Genomic DNA, 19,932 nt, shown 5'->3' with positions numbered 1-19,932 from the left:
AATCCCTGGAAACGCAATAAAGGCAGTCCGACCTTACCTCCGGGTTAATGGCATTTTTCAGGCTGTTTCCTTGCTGTGCTTTTTAGCTGAAGGGATGACGGCGTGGCTGGCGCCCGGCATAAGGGCGACTTTATCATTTTCATCAGATGTGCCGCATGTCCCCTGAAGAACACTTTTCCGTAATGGTTCCGATTTCATGATGACGCGTCTTTTCCCGATCTGGGCCATCGTGGTGTCCGGCCTCGCTCTCCTTCTGCCGGGACCGTTCCTGACTCTGGTGCCAGCCATTACGCCGCTTCTGGCCTTTGTCATGTTCACGATGGGCGTTTCCCTGACGCCTGCCGATTTTGGCCGCATCCTGCGTCGTCCCGCGCCCGTTCTGGCGGGGGTGGGGCTGCACTATCTCGTCATGCCGCTGGCGGCCTGGGGGATTGCGCATCTGCTGTCGATGCCGCCTGCGCTGGCGACGGGCATGGTGCTGGTGGGCTGCGTGTCGAGCGGGACGGCCTCGAATGTCATGATCTATCTGTCGCGCGGGGATGTTGCGCTGTCCGTGAGCATAAGCGCGTTTTCGACCCTTGTCGGGATCGTTGCGACGCCGCTTCTGGTGCGGTTCTATGTCTCGGCGGGCGTTGCCGTGGATAGCTGGGCGCTGTTTCGCAGCATCCTGACGATGGTGGCACTTCCTGTTCTGGCGGGGGTGATTTTGAATACCCTGTGCCACCGCGCTGTCCGCCAGGTCGAGCCAGCCTTGCCGCTTGTGGCCATGGTCTCAATCCTGCTCATCATCGGGGCCATCGTCGCGGGGGTGGGGCCGTCTTTGAAAGAGGCTGGCCCGATCATGCTGCTGGCGGTCATCCTGCATAACGGGATCGGACTTCTAGGCGGCTACTGGGGCGGGCGGCTGCTCGGATTTGACGAGACGGTCTGTCGCACGCTGGCGCTGGAAGTCGGGATGCAGAACTCGGGCCTCGCCGCGACGCTGGGGCGGCTTTATTTCTCGCCACTGGCGGCGCTGCCGGGAGCAGTTTTCTCCATCTGGCACAACGTCTCGGGGTCCATTCTGGCGTCGCTGTGGGCGTCGCGTCCTATCGTGCGGAAAGACCCGCAGTGTTGACAAGAAATACCATGTCGGTCGCGCGCGTCACCGCCACGTAGCAAAGCTGCTGCGTCTCCAGCGGGTTCTGCCGGGCGCGGCGCCCAATATCGCCGAGATCCACGAACACGTTTCTGAACGTGCTGCCCTGTGCCGTATGGACCGTCATGGCATAGATCGCCTGAAGCTGGAGCAGCGCGTTGTGAAACGCGAAACGGTGGCTCCAACGCCGGTGCTGCTGTTTCGCTTCCTGCACCAGACGCCGGTCCACGGCCTCCAGATCCTTGGGGTTCTGCACGATGTGGCCGGTGATTTCCTCGCCCGCCATGGTCAGCAGCGTCACTTCCCATGACGCGATATCCGCGACCCAGGCCGGGACGTCCTTGCAGAGCTCGAACTTGTACGACAGCCGACCGGGCTTGATGTCCATGACGAGGACTTCCTCGTTCGTGGCGATGGCCTGACGCGGGCCGCTTTCTTCCTGCTGGACGGAGAAGGGCGCGCGGGACACCACACGCTCGCCGGGCATGAATGGCGTGGGCGTCTCACCGCCATAGCGCCAGAGCCGAACCATCCGGTTGATCTGATGCACCCGCGCATTCGTCCAGCACAGATAGCGGCACCAGTCGTTGTCTTCGGCAAAAGCATCGGACAGGAAGGCCTTTCGGACCCAGCTTTCCACATCCTTGGGCAGGAACAGGCCCATCTGGTCCTGACGCGCATCGCGGACCCAGCTCCAGTTGGCTTCACTGCCCTGACTGTGCCGGATGATGGTTGCGGCTTCGAGGATCGGATTACCCGCCGCCTGCCGCACGACGGTTTCGAGATGGGAGCGTGACGGCACGGAAAAGGACGGGGACGCAGCCTCTCCCACGGGTGGAAGCTGGGCCGGATCGCCCACGAACAGCACGAAGCAGTAGCGCAGCAGGTCGCGGATCCAGTTCATCAGTTCCGCGGACAGCATCGAACATTCATCGACGATCACGACCCCATCGGCGATCGTCTGCGGCCGCTTGGAGCGCACGAGGGTTGTGGTCGTGCCCTGTGAGGACGGCTGAAGGCTCAGCAGGCTTTGGATTGTCCGGCAATCGACGTCCCGATCGACTTTTGAACGCAGGACGGCGGTGGCCTTGTGGGTAGGCGCCGTGATGACGACTACCTTCTTTTCGGCCATGAAATGCCGGGCAACGGCCTGCATCAGCGTCGTCTTGCCGCTTCCCGCATACCCCGTCAGAAGATGCGTCGGCCGTCCTGCGGCATGTGCGGCAATGATTTCATCAAGCGCCTGCCGCTGGGAGGGTGTGAGCATGACCATGAGCGGCTTTTCTCACATTTTCCCGGCTCATGCCATTGCCTCATCGGGGAAACCGGGCACAGGATCGGCCCGGCATGACAGGGAGGATCGCCAGACTTATGGACGTAGGATCGAACGCCGTTTTCTGGCAGGAAAAATGGGAACGCGGTGAGACGGGCTTTCATGAAGCGCAGGCCAATCCGCTCCTGACCCGTCACCTTTCGGCGCTGGATCTTCAGGCTGGCGCGCAGATTTTCGTGCCTTTGTGTGGTATGAGTCAGGACATGGTCTGGCTTGCGGGGCAGGGCTATCGCGTGACCGGATGTGAGCTCAGCGATATCGCGGTGCGCGGGTTTTTCAGCGGTCTTGGCATCACGCCTGTCATTGTGGAAGCAGGGCCATTACGCTGTTTTTCTGCCGGGGAAATCCGTATTTTTGCGGGTAATATTTTCGATCTTATGCCGGATATGCTCGGCCCGACGGACGGCATTTATGACCGCGCCGCGCTGATTGCCCTGCCCGAAGAGCTGCGCCGGGCCTATGCCGCCCATCTCCTGTCGCTGACCGGCCCGGTTCCTGAGCTCCTCGTGACGCTCGACTACGACCAGTCTTGCCTGAAGGGGCCGCCTTTCTCCGTCAGCGAGGCTTTCCTGCGCGAGTGTTACGGCGACGTTTACGCCTTTACGCTTCTGGAAAGCCGGACGGTCGAAGGCGGACTGAAAGGGCGATGCCCGGCCTCCGAAAACGTCTGGCGTCTCAGCCCGCTGTCACTTTCGTCCTGACTTTCACTCGGCTGCTGCGGCTTCCGCGCCCATGCGGGTCTCGTCCACAAAGCCTTCCGTCGCATCGTCAAGTGCGCGTGTCCGGCGCCCACCGGGACCATGGACGTAGAGCGCCTTGCGATCGATCTTGTCCACAACGTCCGGCTGGAGCGGCATTTCGTAGCGCGGCTTGCGCATGTGGTCGGAGAGCTGGAGCTTCGGATCGAACACCGAATTGAACTTCCACAGCATTTTCACGAAATTCGTCTGCCCGTGCATCAGAAGACGTGTCGCAATCCCGACGGTACCCTTCAACGCTTCCCAGCCCATGTGTTTGGTGTTGAGCACCTGCTGCGTCTTGACCAGTTCCTTGTAGAATTCGGGCAAGGGCAGGGTGGTCGGCAGGACGGCGTGCTGGATGTCGAACAGGCGATAATCGCGGGTCGTCAGGCGCCGGGCCTCGCGGTGCCAGATTTCGGTGCCGGGATAGGGCGTCGTGACGGAAATATTCACGATATCCGGGATTTCGAGGCACCACTGACGCACGGCCTCGAAACGCTCACGCGTCCAGGACGGATCGGCGATAATGTTGATCGCAACCGTCAAGCCGAGTGAGCGGGCATAGTCCAGCGCTTCGAAATTGGCATCCAGAGAGACGCGCTTGCGGAACTGTTTGAGCCCTTCCTCATCCACGGCCTCAAGCCCGATGAAGATATAGGTCAGCCCGATTTCGCTCCAGACCTTGAAGACTTCCTTGTTGCGCAGCAGCACGTCCGCGCGGGTCTCAAGGTAGTATTCCTTCTTAATGCCGCGCTTCTTGATTTCATTGGCGATGGCCATGCCATGTTCTTCATGAACAAAGGCGACATCATCAACAATAAAGATCCCCGGTTCCTTAAGCGCTTCAAGCTCGTCGGCAATCACCTGCGGGCTGACGGTCCGGTAGGAGCGGCCATAGAACGTCCAGGCGCTACAGAATGTGCAGTCCCAGGGACAGCCACGGGCGAACTCGATTGAAGCCGCCGGATCCAGCGTGCCAATGAAATACTTGTTGCGGTGATGGAGCAGATCGCGTGCCGGACGGACGGTGTCGAGGCTTTTGACGAAAATGGGGGGAGGGCCTTCACCTTCGGCCGTGATGGCGCCCGGGACTTTCAGCAGATCGGTTTTCTTCTCGATCGCATCCAGCAGCAGCCCGACCGTCGCATCGCCTTCGCCCTTGAGAATGCAGTCGATGGCGCCTTCTGACAGTTGCAGGACGTCGGGTGCGATGAACGAGACCGAATGTCCGCCGACGAAAATGAATTTCCCCGGCATCCGCAGCTTCGTTTCCTTGCACAGGTCCAGGATTTCGGGGATGTTGGCGAGATAGCTTCCTGAAAAACAAACGATATCGGGCTGGAAGTCTGCAAGACGTTTCCAATAGTCCTCATGGGTCTCGACCTGGAGATCGATGATCTGAACGTCATGTCCTTCATTGCGTGCAGCACCTGCCACAATTTCAAGCCCAAGTGGTTCGAGCCGCAAAAACACGCGCGTGTACATCAGGGCACTTGGGTGAACGGCCAGAAGTTTCATGAAGTCATCCCATTCTCTTGTGGCGTGTCGCGTCACAACTTCGACACATCGAGACATAGGCGCTCGGTTTTCAGCAATCAAACGACACACTTCCGTGATGGCGTCGTGTTGCGCTGATCTGGGGCGGAGAATGTCCGCGTCGTCGAAAGAAGGTTCCGTTCACAGTCCCCGGTAAACCCGCGTTCGTGGGATCGACCGTGTGTTCGGGGCAGCGTGGGAAAATTTTTGCCTTCACGACTGTGTGAGCGGTCATGTTGGACAGGAGGGAACGGCGGGACTCTTGGCAGCCGGCGGGCTGGCGTAAAAAAAGCCTCTCCCCGGAGCAGCAGGATGCTGTCCGGAGAGAGGCTCATGCTCAGACGAGGACGGAAGACCTGGTTCAGAATGCGGCGGAAACCGTTCCGAAGAACATGCGTGGGGCTGTCGGATAGCCGGTATAGGTGTTGGCATCGCCTGCGGAAATCGAAGACCACGACCGCGCATTCGTCAGGTTGCTGGCGTTGAACTGGAGCTTGAGGCTGTTCATGTGCGGTATCTGGCGGAACGTGTAGCTGGAGCTGAAGGCAAGCTGCACGCGGGGTGGCACCATGACGCTGTTGGTGATCGTGCCCGGACGCACGCCCATATAACTGCCGCTGAACTGGGCATTGAAGCCGCCCTGATTGTAGTTGACGGCGAATTTGTCGGACCAGGCCGGAATGGCGGGGACCTTCTTGCCCTTGGTGGCATAAAGCGTTGCGCCATCCATGAAGTCGTTGCCGTAGATACTGCTGACATAGGACACGGCATCATAGATCGAGAAATGCGGCCCGAAGCGCAGCGTAAAGGACATGTCCATGCCATTTGTCGAGACGCTGCCGAGGTTTGCCACCGTATTGCCGACGCCCGAAATGCCCTGACCCGGCGGGGAAATGGTGCCGAGACGGTTGTAGAAATCGACGTGATAATATTCGAGCTGCCCGCTGATCCCGGTCAGGATGCGCGTATTGATCGGATGGCTGGTGCGGATGCCGGTTTCATAGGTCCATGAGGACTCAGGTTTGCCGCTGCGCTTGAACTTCTCGAAATCCGCCTGATTGGACACGGCCCAGGGAGAGGTGGAGCCATATCCGGTGGAGGCGAAGGAATCCATGTTTTCCTGGATATTCGCAAAAAGCTGTTCGTGCTGGGTGAAGTTCCACAGCGCGCCGAAAGCCGGCAGGAACGGATTGTAGGACGGGATCGTGCCGCCTGCGATGGTCTGGGTGCTGGTATCGACGATCGTCTTCGCACCCTTCACCGACGAGGCCAGCGACTGCGGCAGGGCGGCGACCGGCAGGGTGCCGTTCGTATAGACCAGTTCGGACTTGAACCCTGCCGTCAGCGTCAGACGTGGCGTGACTTTCCAGCTGTCCTGAAGATGCGTGACAAAAGTGTTGGTGTAGAACGCGTTGTTCCACTGCGTGAACAGCGGGTTGGTCGGGCGCGTATAGGGCGTCAGCGTGTCGTTCTTGGTGAGCGGATACCAGTAGCGGCCCTGTTCGTTGTTGTTGCGCTCATACCAGCCGCCCAGTTCGATGTTGTGATGGCCGAGGCGGTAATGCAGCGTGCTGGTCAGGCCACCGCGATAATCGCTGTATTCCGTGGTGCGGACGGCAAAGCCCGTGCCCCCGGTCGCGTTCCAGACCTTCGGGTCGATCCCCGCGACACTGTAGGTGAACTGGCCGTTCTTGATGTATTTCGTGCCGGTCGGGTCGAGATAGCTTCCAAGGATCGTCAGGATCGCGTTCGTGCGGATGGATGTCGCCACCACGCCTGCGCCGTCGTCGTAATGGAAGTAAAGCTGGTTGTCCCAGTTCAGGTTCGGGGAGAACCGGTGGGAAATCTTCAGATAGGTCAGGTAGTCGGTCCGCTGGGCGGCGGAGAAGTAATATTTGTTGTTCGGCGTTGCCGGTCCGGCTTTGGTCGAGCTTTCAGCCGGGTATCCCGCCATGGCGGCGTTCAGATCCGGGAAGAACGCACCGCGCGCATACAGATCGGTGGGCGCCGTCAGGCCCTGCGTGTTTGGCTCGGCCTTGTTCTGCCAGTCGAAATAGGCAGTGATGGTGGTGTTTTCGCCCTTGTGGACGAACTTCCCGTTCACCTGATAACCGCCCTGCCGGTTGGCGTTGCCAAGGTTCCAGGGACGGGCGTCCTGACGGGAGAACGCCATATAGGCTGAATTGCCATTGCCGAAATTGCCCGTATCGACGCGTGCGAAGGTGCGGAACGTGGAATAGCTGCCGAAGGTCTGGTTGATCGTGGCACCGGCCTTCTGCTTCGGGTCACGCATGGTGAACTCGATCGTCCCGCCCAGATTGCTGGTCGAGGCTGTGCCCAGCGCACCCGCACCCGAGGACAGGGACGTTGACCCGATGTCTTCACTGATGGCCGCGCGCTGCGGAGACAGACCGTTATAATTGCCATAAGCCCCGGCCCCGAGGGGCACGCCGTCCATCGTGTAGCCGAGCTGGTTCTGGTTGAAGCCGTGGACATAGATGCTGGAGTTCTGCTCGTTATTGCCCCAAGGGTCGACGTTGGTGAATGTCACGCCCGGCAGCAGATCCAGCGCCTGCATCGGGCTCTGGCCCGGCATGAGCGTCTGCATTTCGTCACCGCTGACGCTCATGACCGAACGGGTGCGGTGGCCGGTTGCGACGATCTGCTCGATCTCATGCGCCTGCGTCTCACGCAGGCGCTGCGGCTTTGGGCGCGCGGAGGTGTCCTTGCGAATGATGACGCCGCCATCGGGCATGGCCTCGGCCCTCAGTCCGCTCCCGCGCAGAAGGCGTTTGACCGCATCGTCCGCCGACAGCGTGCCATCCACGGCTGGTGCGCGAAGATGGGCCACGGCCTCGGACGTGAAGATGATGTTGCGGCCGGTCTGCTGCCCGAGCGTCACGAGGGCCTGCCCCATGGGCTGGGGGGCGATATGTACGGTCGAAGCCGGGGCAGCGAAGGCGCTGGACAGCGTCTGCGTCAGAATGGTCGCGCCTGCCGACAGAAGCAGAGCGGTGCGGCGGGGGTAACGGGTGGACGGGGTCATGGGGCTCGTTTCCTGTCGTCGGGCCTGAATGCGGTCTCGACAGGAAGACAGATGAAAAAGCGAAAACCTCAGCGTGATGCAGCGGTTTTCATCGAAACGTCACAAAGCAACGATTTCGTAAGCATTATGCGCGGGCCGGATCCGCAGCGGTAGCAGACGGGGGAGCATCTGCAAAAACGCGTCCCCCTGCCGCACGTGATAAACGCCGCTCAGACGCTGCGACGCCAGACGCGGCGCGGACAGCACGATCTGCCGTGAGGTATAGCGGTTGATTTCCTGAATGACGTCCACAAGCGGCTGATTGCGGAACACAAGCTCGCCGCCCTGCCAGGCCAACAGCGTTTCCAGATCCGGATAGTCGATGTTCCAGCCCCCATTGCGGTACATCCGCAGGCGCTGTCCGGGCATGACCCAGCGTCCGGCCGCGCGCAGGGCCACAGCAGTCAAAAATATCTTGCCCCGGACGGCCGTGACTTCCGTATCGCCCCGGTTGATCCGGATATCGGCCGCCGTCTGGTCGTGAAGCTGCACGGTCATGCCATCGGCGGACAGATGGAACGGGTCCGGACCGGTGGTCGAGAGCATGACCTGTCCGTGACAGAGCCTTGCCTGCTGTCCGTTAAGCCCCACAACAAGGCGCGTCTGGGTGTCGAGGCGGCAATGGGTGCGGGGCGTGATGTGGATATCGCGGATGCTGCCGGTGCCCGTCTCCTCGATCCGGCTGGCATGCGCGCCTTCCCAGGGCGGCGCTGCGAGAAAGACGGTCGCAACCAGTCCGGCCAGCGCATGGCGGCGGCTGAGCGCGGGGCCTCGGGTCGCACGGGTGGGGATGCTCACGGGTGCGGGGCGGGAAAGGCCGCCGGACAGCTCCCACAGTTCGGTCATGTGTTCGAAGACCGGACCGTTCCGGGGGTCGCTCGTCAGCCAGTCCCGGAACCTGTCATGATCGCGGGGCGTGCAGTCCCCGGCATGCAGGCGCGCAATCCATTCTGCCGCGCGGGTTTTGATGACATCCATCAGATCGGTATTTCAGCGGTCCATCCATGTTGAAAGGAAGACCAGCGCCTTTGCGATATGTTTTTCAACACTGCTTTCACTGATCGTCAGTGATTGCGCAATATGGCTGTACTTCATTTTTTCAACACGGTTCATCAGAAAGATCTGACGGGTCCTGTCCGGAAGCTGTTCGCAGCCCGCATGAAAATGTGCGAGCTTCTGGCTCGATTCATAAATCTGTTCCTGTGACGGCGCGGGGTCCGGGGTGTCGAGGAGCGTCTCGAACCCTTCCGCCGCCTGAACGCATCCCTGCTGCTCGCGGCGGATCGCGTTGAGCGAAGAATTGATGGCGCTGCGGGTGATATAGGCGTCCTGATGCTGCACGCTGCCTTCAGGGCGCTCGAAATAGCTCATGAACGCGTTCTGAAGATGATCATCCGCATCATCCCGGCGGGTCCGGGAACGCACCCTGCGATAAAGACGCAACCATTCCTGCTGACAGCGCATCCATGTTCCCGTTGCTGGACGTTTCCGAATCACAGCCGCGCCGGGGAGTTTGTCCGAGCGGCGGCGGATCAGCGTTTAGGGAATTCGCGCGCGCTCATTCGTGACAGTTTCATGAAATGCCGCTTCGGGGAGTGGGCAAAACCCTTTGCCATGTGTCCACAGATCGGAGGGCGTGTGTCCCAAGACCTCTGGGAGCCCGGTTCCGCTGCGAACCGGGCTCTGTAGGAAAGAACTGCTGCATGGTGTTCATGAAACGTAGAAGCCTGCTGACCGGCCTTGGCGCGGGTCTCCTCCTGTCCACGCGGGTCCGTGCCCTGCGTGCGGCCGTTCCGCGCGATCTGGAAAAGAACCCGAGCTTCAAAGCCTCCCCGTTCCAGCTCGGCGTGGCGTCCGGCGATCCGGCGTCCGACGGGCTGGTGCTCTGGACGCGACTGGCGCCGGACCCGCTGGAAGAGGCGGGCGGGATGGACGTCCTCAAGCCGGTTCTGGTGAACTGGGAAATTAGCGAGAATGAGAATTTCTCGAAACCCGTGCAGAGCGGACAGACGCTGGCGCATCCCGAGCTGGCCCATTCGGTTCATGTCGAGGTGGCGGGGCTGAAACCGGACCGTCCGTACTGGTACCGCTTCCATATCGCGGGCTATGCAAGTCCTGTCGGACGAGGCCGCACGCTCCCGCTGCCGGGTGCGCCTCTGTCGCGCGTGCGCTTTGCAGTGGCGGGCTGTCAGCATTACGAATATGGCTACTATACCGCCTGGCGTGCCATCGCGAACGAGCCGATCGACTTCGTGTTTCACTATGGCGATTACATTTACGAAGGCCCGGACAGCGGGGATCATCTGCGCGACATCGACGGCCAGAAAGCCCATGTCCTGCGCCGCCATGTCGGGCCGGAATGTTATTCGCTGGACGAATATCGCCGCCGTTATGCCCAGTATAAAATGGACCCGGATCTTCAGGCCGCCCATGCGGCGACGTCCTGGATCGTCAGCTTTGACGACCACGAGATCGACAACAACTGGGCCGGGGATACCGATCAGGACGGCACGCCGCCGGAGATTTTCCGTCTGCGCCGGGCGTCGGGGCTACAGGCCTATTACGAGAACATGCCGCTGCGGGCGACATCCATTCCCGATGGCAGCCACATGCAGCTTTATCGCAGCTTCCGCTTCGGTGATCTGATGAACATGTTCGTGCTGGATACGCGCCAGTATCGCAGCGATCAGGCTTATGGCGACACGAATGCGGCGCAGGGCAAAGATGTCTGGTCGCCCGAGCGCAGCATGATGGGCGCGCAGCAGGAAGAATGGCTGTTCGATGGTCTGGGACAGTCGAACGCGAAGTGGAACCTGCTGGCGCATCAGGTCATGCTCATGGATCTGGCGCATCGCAAATCCGCCCATTCCGAGCTGGTTTACAGCATGGATCAGTGGTCGGGCTATCTTTACAGCCGCAAGCGCCTGCTGGACTTCATCGACACGCATTGCCCCGGCAATGTGGTCAACGTGACGGGGGACGCGCACCGGCATTTCGCCGGAGACCTGCTGCTCGAACCGGGCCGGGGCAAGCCGGTTTCGGTCGAGTTTCTGGCGACGTCCATTTCATCGGGCGCGGACGGGCTGGGCGATGACGATCATTTCAGCCGGATCGCCCGCAGTCTGAATCCGCATCTGAAAGCCACGATGGACAAGCGCGGTTATGTTCTGTGTGATGTCGGGCCGGAAGTCTGGCATGCCGATCTGAAGATCATCGACCGCGTCATGGTGCGGGACGGTGCGCTGTCGACCTATGCCAGCTTCGCCGTCGAGCGCGGCAATCCGGGACTTCAGAAGGCCTGAAGCAGAAAATACTCTATTAGCCGAAAAAAGCTACTTCTCTGCTCTCCCTCTGTACTTTCAGAATCAATATGATCGTTTTATCGTCGGTATGGGCAGGGGAAGTAGACAGTAGACTATTGGATTTCATTAAGGAAGGATATTGATTACCCATCCTATCCAAGCGGGCTTGGTAATCAACTTGGAGTGAAGCCATAATCTGGCGCACACCGCGCCAGATATTAGCCAAGAATACCGTTTATAGGTTTTTGATTTGATATCAGATAATATAATTATTCCCCATAAATATGTACTTTTTTAAGATGGAGACAATCATCTTTTGGAGTGGTAAATTTTATAAATCGAGCTTGTATATTCGGGTATACGCCAATATTTAAATGGTCGTTATAATTTCCACCAAATAATTTTGACTCTATATGCACTAAATGCCAGTTTATTTTATCTTTTGAGCTATATATGTGTAATGGTATGCATCGTTCCTTAACCATTTGATCGCAGTCTCTATTGTAAACTTCTATTCGACATATGCTATAATCTCTTTCCAGATCTATTTCTAGCCAAGGGTGATATTCTTTTTGCGTATGAAAAGAATAATTTTCCACATAGCTAGAATCTATAGAGCTTTTTCCTTGGTCTTCTCTTGTTTTTCCTGTGCTATATTCCGAAATTGAGCTAATAATGGCTGATTTATCTATAGATATATTTTTTTTATCTTCGTTTTTGGGGATATCAGGTATTCTGCCTTCCCAAATGCCCTTTTTTAGAAAATGGTCTTTGGCATTTAAATAATACCCCTTGGCTATATCCATGGCAGCATCAAGATATTTGCTGAGATACCACTCTGGATGCACAAAAACTGGATCATTTCGCTCTATATGGCTTAGAAAGCGTGACTTGATATCTATTAGCTCTTTTTCAGAAATCAGACAGGATTTTATGGTAATTTCCTTGGAAATCATTTTCATTTTTGCTTCAGATAGGCCACCAATAAATGGCAATAAATAAAAACCGAACCTTTTGTCGCCAATAGGTAGAAGATCTATTGTTCCATTTGAGGCAGGAAAGTTAAAAAAACCATATATAGGGAGTATAATTTTAGAAGACTCCGAAAGCCAATTTGCTAAAAACGAAAATGTGCTAATGGCTACAAGTGAATTTTTTGCCCTTCTTAATACTTCGAAATCAAAAAGAGGTGATACGTGGTGGATGAACTTTGCATTGGGAAATAGTTCTTTTAACTCATTACAATAAGCATTTTCTTCGATCTGTCCCACAAATATGGGGTCTAATTTTGTTTCCCGAACAACTTTCTTTATAAATTCAACAGGTAATATAGGATATTGCCATAGACCTCTCATCAATTCATTTGTTCTAATATTTATTACAATTTCGTTTTCCGAAAAATTTATATTGACTTTTTCTTTGTTTGTGAATTTTTTCCTCCAGAATTCCAAGTCTCCAAATAGAAAAAATTTCTGCAGGTATTCTGTAAAGTAGACTACATCTGGATTCTCGTTTTTAATCTTATCAACAATTTCCGAAGCGCTTCTGAATGAATCATCTATTTCCATTATTTTAAGTGTATTTAAGTCTTCATTAGAAACATCTCTGTGTTCTATCCCCCATTCAGGCAAATATACGTTTGCAAGAGAAGAATCCGGGAAAAATTTTATAAAATATGATGCAGATATATATTGCATCATTCGGTTTCCCAAGTTACCCAAACCGCTAATGCGAAATATCATTCCTATTTCTCCAAATCTAATTTTTGTTTTCTTGCAGAATATGGCTGTTTTTAGCCTAACGCAAATCAGATTAAAATAATCTGGAAAAACGAAAATAGATGAAATTTCAGATCAGAAATTTGACGGCTTTTATTGAAAAATAAGTTACTGATCTCTTAATCTTGAAATTTAAAAAGTATTTATGTGAATTATCTCGACAATAATTCCGTTCTTTAATCATGGTTTCTGTTGTTTATACAGGACGGTCACTTGATCAAATTCGAAGTCGAAAATCTGGTTAGTGGCAGCCGCCTTTGCCGGACCGGTCACAGCCCGAGCAGCCGCCGCAGCCCTTGCCAATGGTGGGCCGCGGTGCGGAGAGACCCACGGCCGTGCGCAGGCGGCCCCAGCCCTGGGGGAAGAGCCGCGCATACCAGTAAATGGCGGCAGCGCAGACGATCAGCAGGGCAACAGCAACTTCGATCATCAGGGAACTCCCGTAATGGCGCGGGTGATGTGATAGGTCAGGAACGCCGCCAGATAGGCCAGCCCGAACAGATACGCCGCAGCCCATAGAACGGTTCTGATGGACCCGGTTTCCCGCCGCATGACAGCCAGCGTGGAAATGCATTGCGGCGCATAGACATACCATGCCAGCAGCGAGAATGCTGTGGCCATGCTCCACTGCGTCGAGAGCAGCGGCAGGAGCTTGTCGGCCGCGCCGTCATTCGTGGCCCCGATGGCATAGACGGTGGCCAGTGAACTGACGGCCACTTCACGCGCCGCAAGGCCCGGGATCAGCGAGACGCAGATCTGCCAGTTGAAGCCGATGGGCGCGAAGACCCACTGCATCAGATGGCCGATGCGCCCGGCCAGACTGTAATCGATGGCCGCACCCGGAGCGCCTGCGGGCGGCAGCGGGAAGCTCGACAGCGCCCAGAGCAGCACGTTCAGCGAGACGATGATCGTGCCCACACGGGAGAGGAACATCACCGCGCGCTGCCACAGTCCGAGCGCGAGGCTCTTGAGGTTCGGGCGGCGATAGGGCGGCAGTTCGAGCAGCAGCGGGTGTTCTTCGGACTTCACGCCCCGCGTCATGACACGGGCCGCAATGACGCCACTGATGATGGCCACGGCATAGAGCCCGAACAGGACCAGCCCCTGAAGCCCGAAAATCCCGAGCACCGTATGATGCGGCACGAACGCGCCGATCAGCAGCGTATAGACCGGCAGACGCGCCGAGCACGTCATGAGCGGCGCGATGAGGATCGTGACCAGACGGTCCCGCGGGTTCTGGATCGTCCGGGCCGCCATGATGCCCGGAATGGCGCAGGCGAAGCTCGACAGCAGTGGAATAAAGGACCGGCCGCTCAGCCCCGCCAGCGCCATCAGCCGGTCCAGCAGGAAGGCGGCGCGGGGCAGATAGCCGGATTCCTCAAGGGCGAGGATCCACAGGAACAGGATGAGGATCTGCGGCAGGAACACGATGACCGTGCCCGCACCCGCGATCACACCATCGGCCAGAAGGCTGTGGAGGATACCGTCCGGCAATGGCTTGAGAACGATCTGCCCGAAGGTCGAAATCCCGCTGTCCAGTCCGTCCATGAGCGGTTGCGCCCAGGCGAAGACGGTCTGGAACATGACGAACAGCACGACCAGAAGAATGACCGGCCCCCAGACCGGATGCAGGAACAGCCGGTCCAGACGGTCCGTCAGCCGGTCTTTTCCCGCGGATGGATCAACGACATGCGCCGCCAGAAGCCGCCGCACTTCCATATGAGGGTCGATCCCCGCCGGAAGGGGAGCCGGAGGAGCGGGAAGAGGCAGATCGAGGGCTTGCAGAAGCGGCACCACGCCTGCGCGGTTGAGACTGACGACGGGGACGATGGGCATGCCCAGATCGGCCTGCAAACCGGCCACGTCGATCTGAAGGCCATTGCGCCGGGCCTCGTCCATCATGTTCAGCGCGACAATGACGGGCAGGCCGAGCTGCTTCAGTTCCAGCAGGAAGCGCAGATGCAGGCGTAGATTGGTTGCCGAAATGACGGCCACCAGCATTTCGGGCTGGGGTTCGGAACGGTGGCGTCCCAGACAGACATCGCGCGTGACGTCCTCGTCCGGGCTCGTCGAATCAAGGCTGTAGGCGCCCGGCAGATCCAGCACGCGGATCGCCCGGCCATGGGGTGTGTTGAAGAATCCTTCCTTGCGCTCGACCGTCACGCCCGCATAGTTCGCGACCTTCTGCCGGCTGCCCGTCAGCTGGTTGAACAGGGAGGTCTTGCCGCAGTTCGGATTTCCGACGAGGGCAATATGCAAAGGCGGGGCGGGCGTCTGCGGAGAGGCTGTCGAACTCATGGATGTCAGGAAGCAGTCCGCAGGCCCACGCGCGCGGCTTCACCCCGGCGCAGGGCAAAGCGGGACGTTCCCAGACGCACGGCGATCGGATCCCGGCCCATCGGTCCCGTCGCGACAACCTGTACGGCTTCGCCGGGGACGAAGCCCAGCTCTGCCAGTCGTGTGGCGATCGGATCCAGGGACGCACGCTGCTCGACCTTCTCGATCACGGCAGGTGTGCCCATAGGCAGTGTATCCAGATACAGCATCAGTTCGGTACCCCGGTAAGATGGCGCGGGCTCAGAGGCTCCGGCCTTCAACCTAGATAGGCGCATCCTGCCCGTCCGGGAAGAGGAGTGAGAATGATTTGCATCAAGAGCCCTTCAGACTGAAGGCAAATCCCGGTTCTATAATAAATTTTATGAAAGCCCCGATGGCGCGGCATGAAGCCGAAGAAGCGTTCGGAATGAAAGGAGAGGCCTGTCTGGCTGTGTAGAAACAGGATGTGCTTTTTCTGCGGAGGGACTCGGTTTTTTTCCGATCCCGAAACACGCAGATGCATCGTTGGACTGGAAATTCCCGTCGCAGGGGGGCATACACCGGCCTGTGGGCGCCGGATGGGCGGGCATGAACCCATGATGTTACGTTCGGAATGTCTGGCAGAGGGCGGATCCTGGAATGGCACTATCCCATAAAGAACATGCAGCGGATGTCTGCGAGAACTGTACGCCGCTGGACGATGACGGCCGGCGCGTCGAGCAGCCTCGCAAAAAGGCCCTGACGAACCGTGTCCGCCGGATCGAGGGGCAGGTTGGCGGCATTCTCAACATGATTGAGAACGATCGCTACTGCGTTGACATCCTGACCCAGATCTCCGCCATCAAGTCGGCGCTGGATGGTGTGTCCATCCAGATCCTGTCGTCCCACGCCAATGGCTGCGTGCGACGGGCTGTGCAGGAAGACGGTGGAGAAGACGCGATTGACGAGCTTCTCCAGGTCGTCCGCCGGATGATGCGCTGAAAAATCCGCGCGTTCAGCGGTCCAGCGTTTCGCCCGGTGCAGGCTTGTTCATCATGCCCATATCCATTTTCTGACAGGCCGCGCGCTGCTGCTTCATTTTTGGCGTCATGGGCCCCTTCTGTTTGCTGAGCGTCTCAAGATGCGCGCACAGGACCATCTGCTGATCCATGCTCAGCCCGGCCATCGGATCCTGCGCTTTGGCGGAGGGCATGGCCATGCTGCTTTTGCCGCTCATATCCATATGGCTCATGTCCATGCCGGGCATGGACGGATCGGCGTAAGCCGTGCCGGTGGCGAGAAGGGCGGTCAGGGCGACGAAAATCTTGCGCATGATGTCGGGCTTTCGGTTTTGATTTAATGGAAAATGGATGATCAGAACCAGCTTCGGACGCCGAGGCTGAAGCGGACGGAGCCGGTGTCGTCGTGCTGGTCACGGGCGATCCGGCGGGCCTGTGTGAGATATCCGGAGTAGGTTACGGCCACGTAGGGCGCGAATTTCCGCCAGAGTTCGTATCGCAGGCGCAGACCGGCATCGACATCCGACAGTCCGGCGCCAGCCTGACGTCCCGGATCGGATTTCGTGTACAGATTGAATTCGGCCTGTGGCTGAAGGATCAGGCGGTTGGTCAGCAGGAAGTCGTAAGACCCCTCGATGCGGGCGGCGAAACGTCCGCGGTCGCTGACATAGGCTGTGGCCCCGAATTCGAATTCGTACAGCGCCAGACCTTCGATGCCGAACGCGCCCCAGGTGCGGGTCGGACCGTCATCGAGATCCATCCGCACACCGCCCTGAAGGTTCCAGTAGGGCGAGATGGAGCGCGTATAGAGCAGTTCGTGGTCGCCATCGCTCAGGCGCCCTTTTTCGAGCGTGCCTTCGGATTTGAGCCAGATCTTGTTGTAGTCCCCGCCGAACCAGGCTTCGCCATCCCAGCGGAAGTCGGTGCCGCCGGGCGCATAGCGGCCTTCAAGCTGGTTGAAGATACCGTGCAGCCAGGTGCCCTGATCCATGGCGGGCTTGATGTTGCCGATATAGACGACGGGGGTCGCCTCCGGCGCATCGGCGGCGTGATAGGTTGGCTGATCGGCACGGGCCGTGCCGGACAGGGCTGCGAGGGCCAGAACCATGAGAGAAAGGGCGTGTTTCATGCCACGATCACCGTGCGGAACATGCCCAGATCCATGTGGTACATCAGATGGCAGTGATACGCCCACATACCGGGGGTATCGGCCGTCACGAGATAGCTCAGCTTCGAGCCCGGCTGGGAAATGATGGTGTGCTTGTAGGGGCGGTAATCGCCCTGACCGTTTTCCAGCTCGCTCCACAGACCGTGCAGATGGATCGGATGTTCCATCATGGTGTCGTTGATGAGCGTAAAGCGTACGCGCTCGCCGAGCTTGAGGCGGATGGGGCCGGATTCCGAGAACTTCCGGCCGTTCATGCCCCAGATATAGCGCTCCATGTTGCCGGTCAGGTGCAGGATGATTTCCCGCGTTGGCGGCCGTAGATCCGCTCCGGGGCGCGTGGCGCGAAGCTGTTTGTAGTTCAGGACACGGCGGCCGTTATTTTCCAGCCCGTCACCGGGGCTGCCGGTGCGGTCGATGGGCATCATGGCGCGCATCTGGTTTTCGACGTTGATGGGCGGCGGTCCGGGATCGTCCACTTCCATCTTCGGCATGGCCATGTGGCTCATATCCATGCCCTTCATGTCCATTCCGGCCATGTCGCCGTCCATTTTCATGCCGGACATGTCCCCCGACATATCCATGTCCTTCATGCTTTCGCCGGGCTTCATGTTCCCCATGCCCATGTCCACCATGGTGCGGACCGGGCGCGGATCCATCGGCGGCAGGGGAGCGATCATGCCCTCGCGCGGGGCGAGGGTGCCTCTTGCGTAGCCGGTGCGGTCTTCGCTCTGGGCGAAAATGGCGTAGGCGCGCTCGTCCTTAGGCTGAACGATCACGTCATAGGTTTCCGCCACGCCGATGCGGAATTCATCGACGGGGACGGGTTCGATATCGTTGCCATCCGCCTGCACGACCAGCATTTCGAGGCCCGGGATACGGACGTCGAAGAATGTCATGGTCGAGCCGTTGATAAAGCGCAGGCGCACTTTATCGCCGGGTTTGAACAGGCCGCTCCAGTTCATGTCCGGGGCGTGGCCGTTCAGCGTGTAGGTGTAGATCGCGCCCGAGACGTCCGCGATGTCGGTCGCGGCCATGCGCATTTTCGACCAGGCCAGACGGTCCGCAAGCGCTGCGCCCGCACTTCCTGCCTCGCGCGCTTCTTTCGGGAAGGACGCGGCCGTGCGCTGGCGGAAGACGTAATAATCGTCCTGCATCTTGAGGTTGCTGACGATGTCATGGGGCATGACATCCGTCCATTCGGCGAGGAAAATGACGTAATCGCGGTCGCATGTGTTCGGGTCAGGACGGCGCGGGTCGATCACCATCGCACCATACAGGCCCATCGCCTCCTGCATCCCCGAATGGCTGTGATACCAGTAGGTGCCGCTCTGATGGAGCTTGAAGCGATAGGTGAATGTTTCGCCCGGTGCGATGCCGCCAAAGCTCAGCCCCGGTACGCCGTCCATGTTCGAGGGCGTACGGATACCGTGCCAGTGGATCGAGGTGGGTTCGTTCAGCGTGTTGGTGACGTTGATGCTGACGGTATCGCCTTGTTTGAAGCGCAGGATCGGGCCCGGTACCGTGCCGCCGGCAGTCGGCGCGTGCATGGTCTTGCCGTCGAGAGAGATGCGCGTATGGCTGATTTTCAGATCCCACCGGTCGGATGGCATCGGCGGGATGATGCCCGAGGAGGCCCTGATGGGGGAGGCCTGGGCCGAGAGCGCGGTTGAGGTTCGGGGCAGGCCTGCCAGAAGGCCGCCTGCGCCAATCCCGGTCACAAAACGCCGTCGTGTCAGGCCGTCCCGGATGCGGGACGGAAAGGTCATGATGAGAAATCCGCGAAAATCACAGAGGATCAGATCCTGAGCGCCCGTTTTGGGCAGCAGGACGGAGCCACGCCTGTCAGGCGTGTGTCAGATTGCGCGGAGTCTGGGAGGGGGGGAGGCCGGGATCCAGTCCGTACCGCTGAAGCGGTCATGCAGCCCGGATGCAAAGGCGCGGGATACCGCACGGATCGGGCCGGAAGGATGGATGAACGCCGTCGTCAGCATGGGTTCGGTCGAGACCACATGCGTATGGCAGCAGCCTTCGGAAGACTGTTGCGGATGGGGGATCGCATGGAACGCTGATGTCTTGCAGCAGTCCGTGTCTGGGGTCTTCTGGTGATGGGCCATGTGGTGCATTGCCATGGCCATCCGGGGGGCTTCAGATCTGGCCTGCGCGGTGGACGTGCCAAGCAGCAGCCCGACCTGCATCAGCAGGCAGGCCAGCAGGCCGATCCAGATCCGGGCATGTGTCCTGATCATCAGAAATCACCACAGAAGGGTAAGAGACGGAGCGATTCATCGTTCGAATCTGAGCTGAACCTATACCCTGCCGGGGGATAGGAAAAGATTATTTTTCGGGGCCTGAAAAAATGGCTTGTCGAATCTGTTTCGGAGGCAATATGAAAAATAGATACCCCGGTATGGTATATGAAGCATATGGACATAAAGGGAATACGCGCAAAGGCGGCCAGAAGGGTTCGCTTCATGCGTCATATCCCCAGCCTCCTATGTTGACAGGCTGTTTCGGGACAAACTCTCTTTCCCAAAGGAT

At 58.4% G+C, this 19,932-nt stretch carries 17 protein-coding genes; 4 read left to right on the top strand and 13 right to left on the bottom strand.

The features are described 5' to 3' along the window. Nucleotides 1–196: 196 nt before the first annotated feature. Nucleotides 197–1,117 carry a bile acid:sodium symporter family protein gene (locus tag JK202_RS00890; RefSeq protein ID WP_211557148.1) on the top strand — a complete coding sequence of 307 codons (921 nt, stop codon included), beginning with the start codon at nucleotides 197–199 and terminating at the stop codon, nucleotides 1,115–1,117. Here JK202_RS00890 and JK202_RS00885 read toward each other — a convergent pair. After that, complete coding sequence (locus JK202_RS00885; RefSeq protein WP_211557147.1) at nucleotides 1,089–2,411, bottom strand: ATP-dependent RecD-like DNA helicase; 1,323 nt, start codon at nucleotides 2,409–2,411, stop codon at nucleotides 1,089–1,091. The two genes, JK202_RS00890 and JK202_RS00885, sit on opposite strands and share 29 nt — an antisense overlap. 98 nt (nucleotides 2,412–2,509) lie before the next feature. On the opposite strand from JK202_RS00885, the gene tmpT reads away from it, so the two are divergent. Continuing rightward, the gene (tmpT, locus tag JK202_RS00880) at nucleotides 2,510–3,172 is read left to right on the top strand and encodes a thiopurine S-methyltransferase (RefSeq protein ID WP_211557434.1); all 663 of its coding nucleotides are present in this window, start codon (nucleotides 2,510–2,512) and stop codon (nucleotides 3,170–3,172) included. 3 nt (nucleotides 3,173–3,175) lie between these two features. Here the strand turns inward: tmpT and hpnR are convergent, their stop codons facing one another. The 4 genes from hpnR to JK202_RS00860 form a co-directional block, all read right to left on the bottom strand. Continuing rightward, complete coding sequence (gene hpnR / locus JK202_RS00875; RefSeq protein ID WP_211557146.1) at nucleotides 3,176–4,729, bottom strand: hopanoid C-3 methylase HpnR; 1,554 nt, start codon at nucleotides 4,727–4,729, stop codon at nucleotides 3,176–3,178. A gap of 379 nt (nucleotides 4,730–5,108) precedes the next feature. Further along, the gene (locus JK202_RS00870; protein WP_211557145.1) at nucleotides 5,109–7,793 is read right to left on the bottom strand and encodes a TonB-dependent receptor; all 2,685 of its coding nucleotides are present in this window, start codon (nucleotides 7,791–7,793) and stop codon (nucleotides 5,109–5,111) included. Between the two features lie 99 nt (nucleotides 7,794–7,892). After that, nucleotides 7,893–8,810, bottom strand: a complete 918-nt coding sequence (locus tag JK202_RS00865; protein WP_211557144.1) for a DUF4880 domain-containing protein — start codon at nucleotides 8,808–8,810, stop codon at nucleotides 7,893–7,895. 12 nt (nucleotides 8,811–8,822) lie between these two features. Beyond that, the gene (locus tag JK202_RS00860; protein WP_211557141.1) at nucleotides 8,823–9,296 is read right to left on the bottom strand and encodes an RNA polymerase sigma factor; all 474 of its coding nucleotides are present in this window, start codon (nucleotides 9,294–9,296) and stop codon (nucleotides 8,823–8,825) included. 239 nt (nucleotides 9,297–9,535) lie between these two features. On the opposite strand from JK202_RS00860, the gene JK202_RS00855 reads away from it, so the two are divergent. Beyond that, nucleotides 9,536–11,134 carry an alkaline phosphatase gene (locus JK202_RS00855; protein ID WP_211557140.1) on the top strand — a complete coding sequence of 533 codons (1,599 nt, stop codon included), beginning with the start codon at nucleotides 9,536–9,538 and terminating at the stop codon, nucleotides 11,132–11,134. A 269-nt stretch (nucleotides 11,135–11,403) separates the two neighbouring features. Here JK202_RS00855 and JK202_RS00850 read toward each other — a convergent pair whose 3' ends face one another. The 4 genes from JK202_RS00850 to JK202_RS00835 form a co-directional block, all read right to left on the bottom strand. Then, entirely contained in the window at nucleotides 11,404–12,876 is a 1,473-nt protein-coding gene (locus JK202_RS00850) for a discoidin domain-containing protein (protein WP_211557137.1), read from the bottom strand. 277 nt (nucleotides 12,877–13,153) lie between these two features. Further along, the gene (locus JK202_RS00845) at nucleotides 13,154–13,342 is read right to left on the bottom strand and encodes a hypothetical protein (protein WP_211557129.1); all 189 of its coding nucleotides are present in this window, start codon (nucleotides 13,340–13,342) and stop codon (nucleotides 13,154–13,156) included. Continuing rightward, nucleotides 13,342–15,210, bottom strand: a complete 1,869-nt coding sequence (locus JK202_RS00840; protein WP_211557128.1) for a ferrous iron transporter B — start codon at nucleotides 15,208–15,210, stop codon at nucleotides 13,342–13,344. Before JK202_RS00840 ends, JK202_RS00845 begins: the two co-directional genes overlap by 1 nt. A gap of 5 nt (nucleotides 15,211–15,215) precedes the next feature. Then, a complete protein-coding gene (locus JK202_RS00835; RefSeq protein ID WP_211557432.1) occupies nucleotides 15,216–15,458 on the bottom strand; it encodes a FeoA family protein in 243 nt (80 codons plus the stop codon). Between the two features lie 409 nt (nucleotides 15,459–15,867). On the opposite strand from JK202_RS00835, the gene JK202_RS00830 reads away from it, so the two are divergent. Beyond that, a complete protein-coding gene (locus JK202_RS00830) occupies nucleotides 15,868–16,209 on the top strand; it encodes a metal-sensitive transcriptional regulator (protein ID WP_249199491.1) in 342 nt (113 codons plus the stop codon). A 13-nt stretch (nucleotides 16,210–16,222) separates the two neighbouring features. Here the strand turns inward: JK202_RS00830 and JK202_RS00825 are convergent, their stop codons facing one another. The 4 genes from JK202_RS00825 to JK202_RS00810 form a co-directional block, all read right to left on the bottom strand. Beyond that, a complete protein-coding gene (locus tag JK202_RS00825; RefSeq protein ID WP_211557126.1) occupies nucleotides 16,223–16,540 on the bottom strand; it encodes a hypothetical protein in 318 nt (105 codons plus the stop codon). A 41-nt stretch (nucleotides 16,541–16,581) separates the two neighbouring features. After that, on the bottom strand, nucleotides 16,582–17,355 hold the full coding sequence (locus JK202_RS00820; RefSeq protein WP_211557117.1) for a copper resistance protein B: 774 nt from the start codon (nucleotides 17,353–17,355) through the stop codon (nucleotides 16,582–16,584). After that, nucleotides 17,352–19,160, bottom strand: coding sequence for a copper resistance system multicopper oxidase (locus JK202_RS00815; RefSeq protein ID WP_211557116.1), 1,809 nt, complete (start codon nucleotides 19,158–19,160; stop codon nucleotides 17,352–17,354). Before JK202_RS00815 ends, JK202_RS00820 begins: the two co-directional genes overlap by 4 nt. 87 nt (nucleotides 19,161–19,247) lie before the next feature. Continuing rightward, nucleotides 19,248–19,640 (bottom strand): hypothetical protein, encoded by a 393-nt coding sequence (locus JK202_RS00810; RefSeq protein ID WP_211557463.1) that lies wholly within the window; start codon nucleotides 19,638–19,640, stop codon nucleotides 19,248–19,250. Nucleotides 19,641–19,932: the final 292 nt, after the last annotated feature.

Source organism: Gluconobacter sp. Dm-62, assembly GCF_018256155.1.
Lineage (GTDB): Bacteria > Pseudomonadota > Alphaproteobacteria > Acetobacterales > Acetobacteraceae > Gluconobacter.
This window is presented reverse-complemented; position numbering and strand designations above follow the sequence as displayed.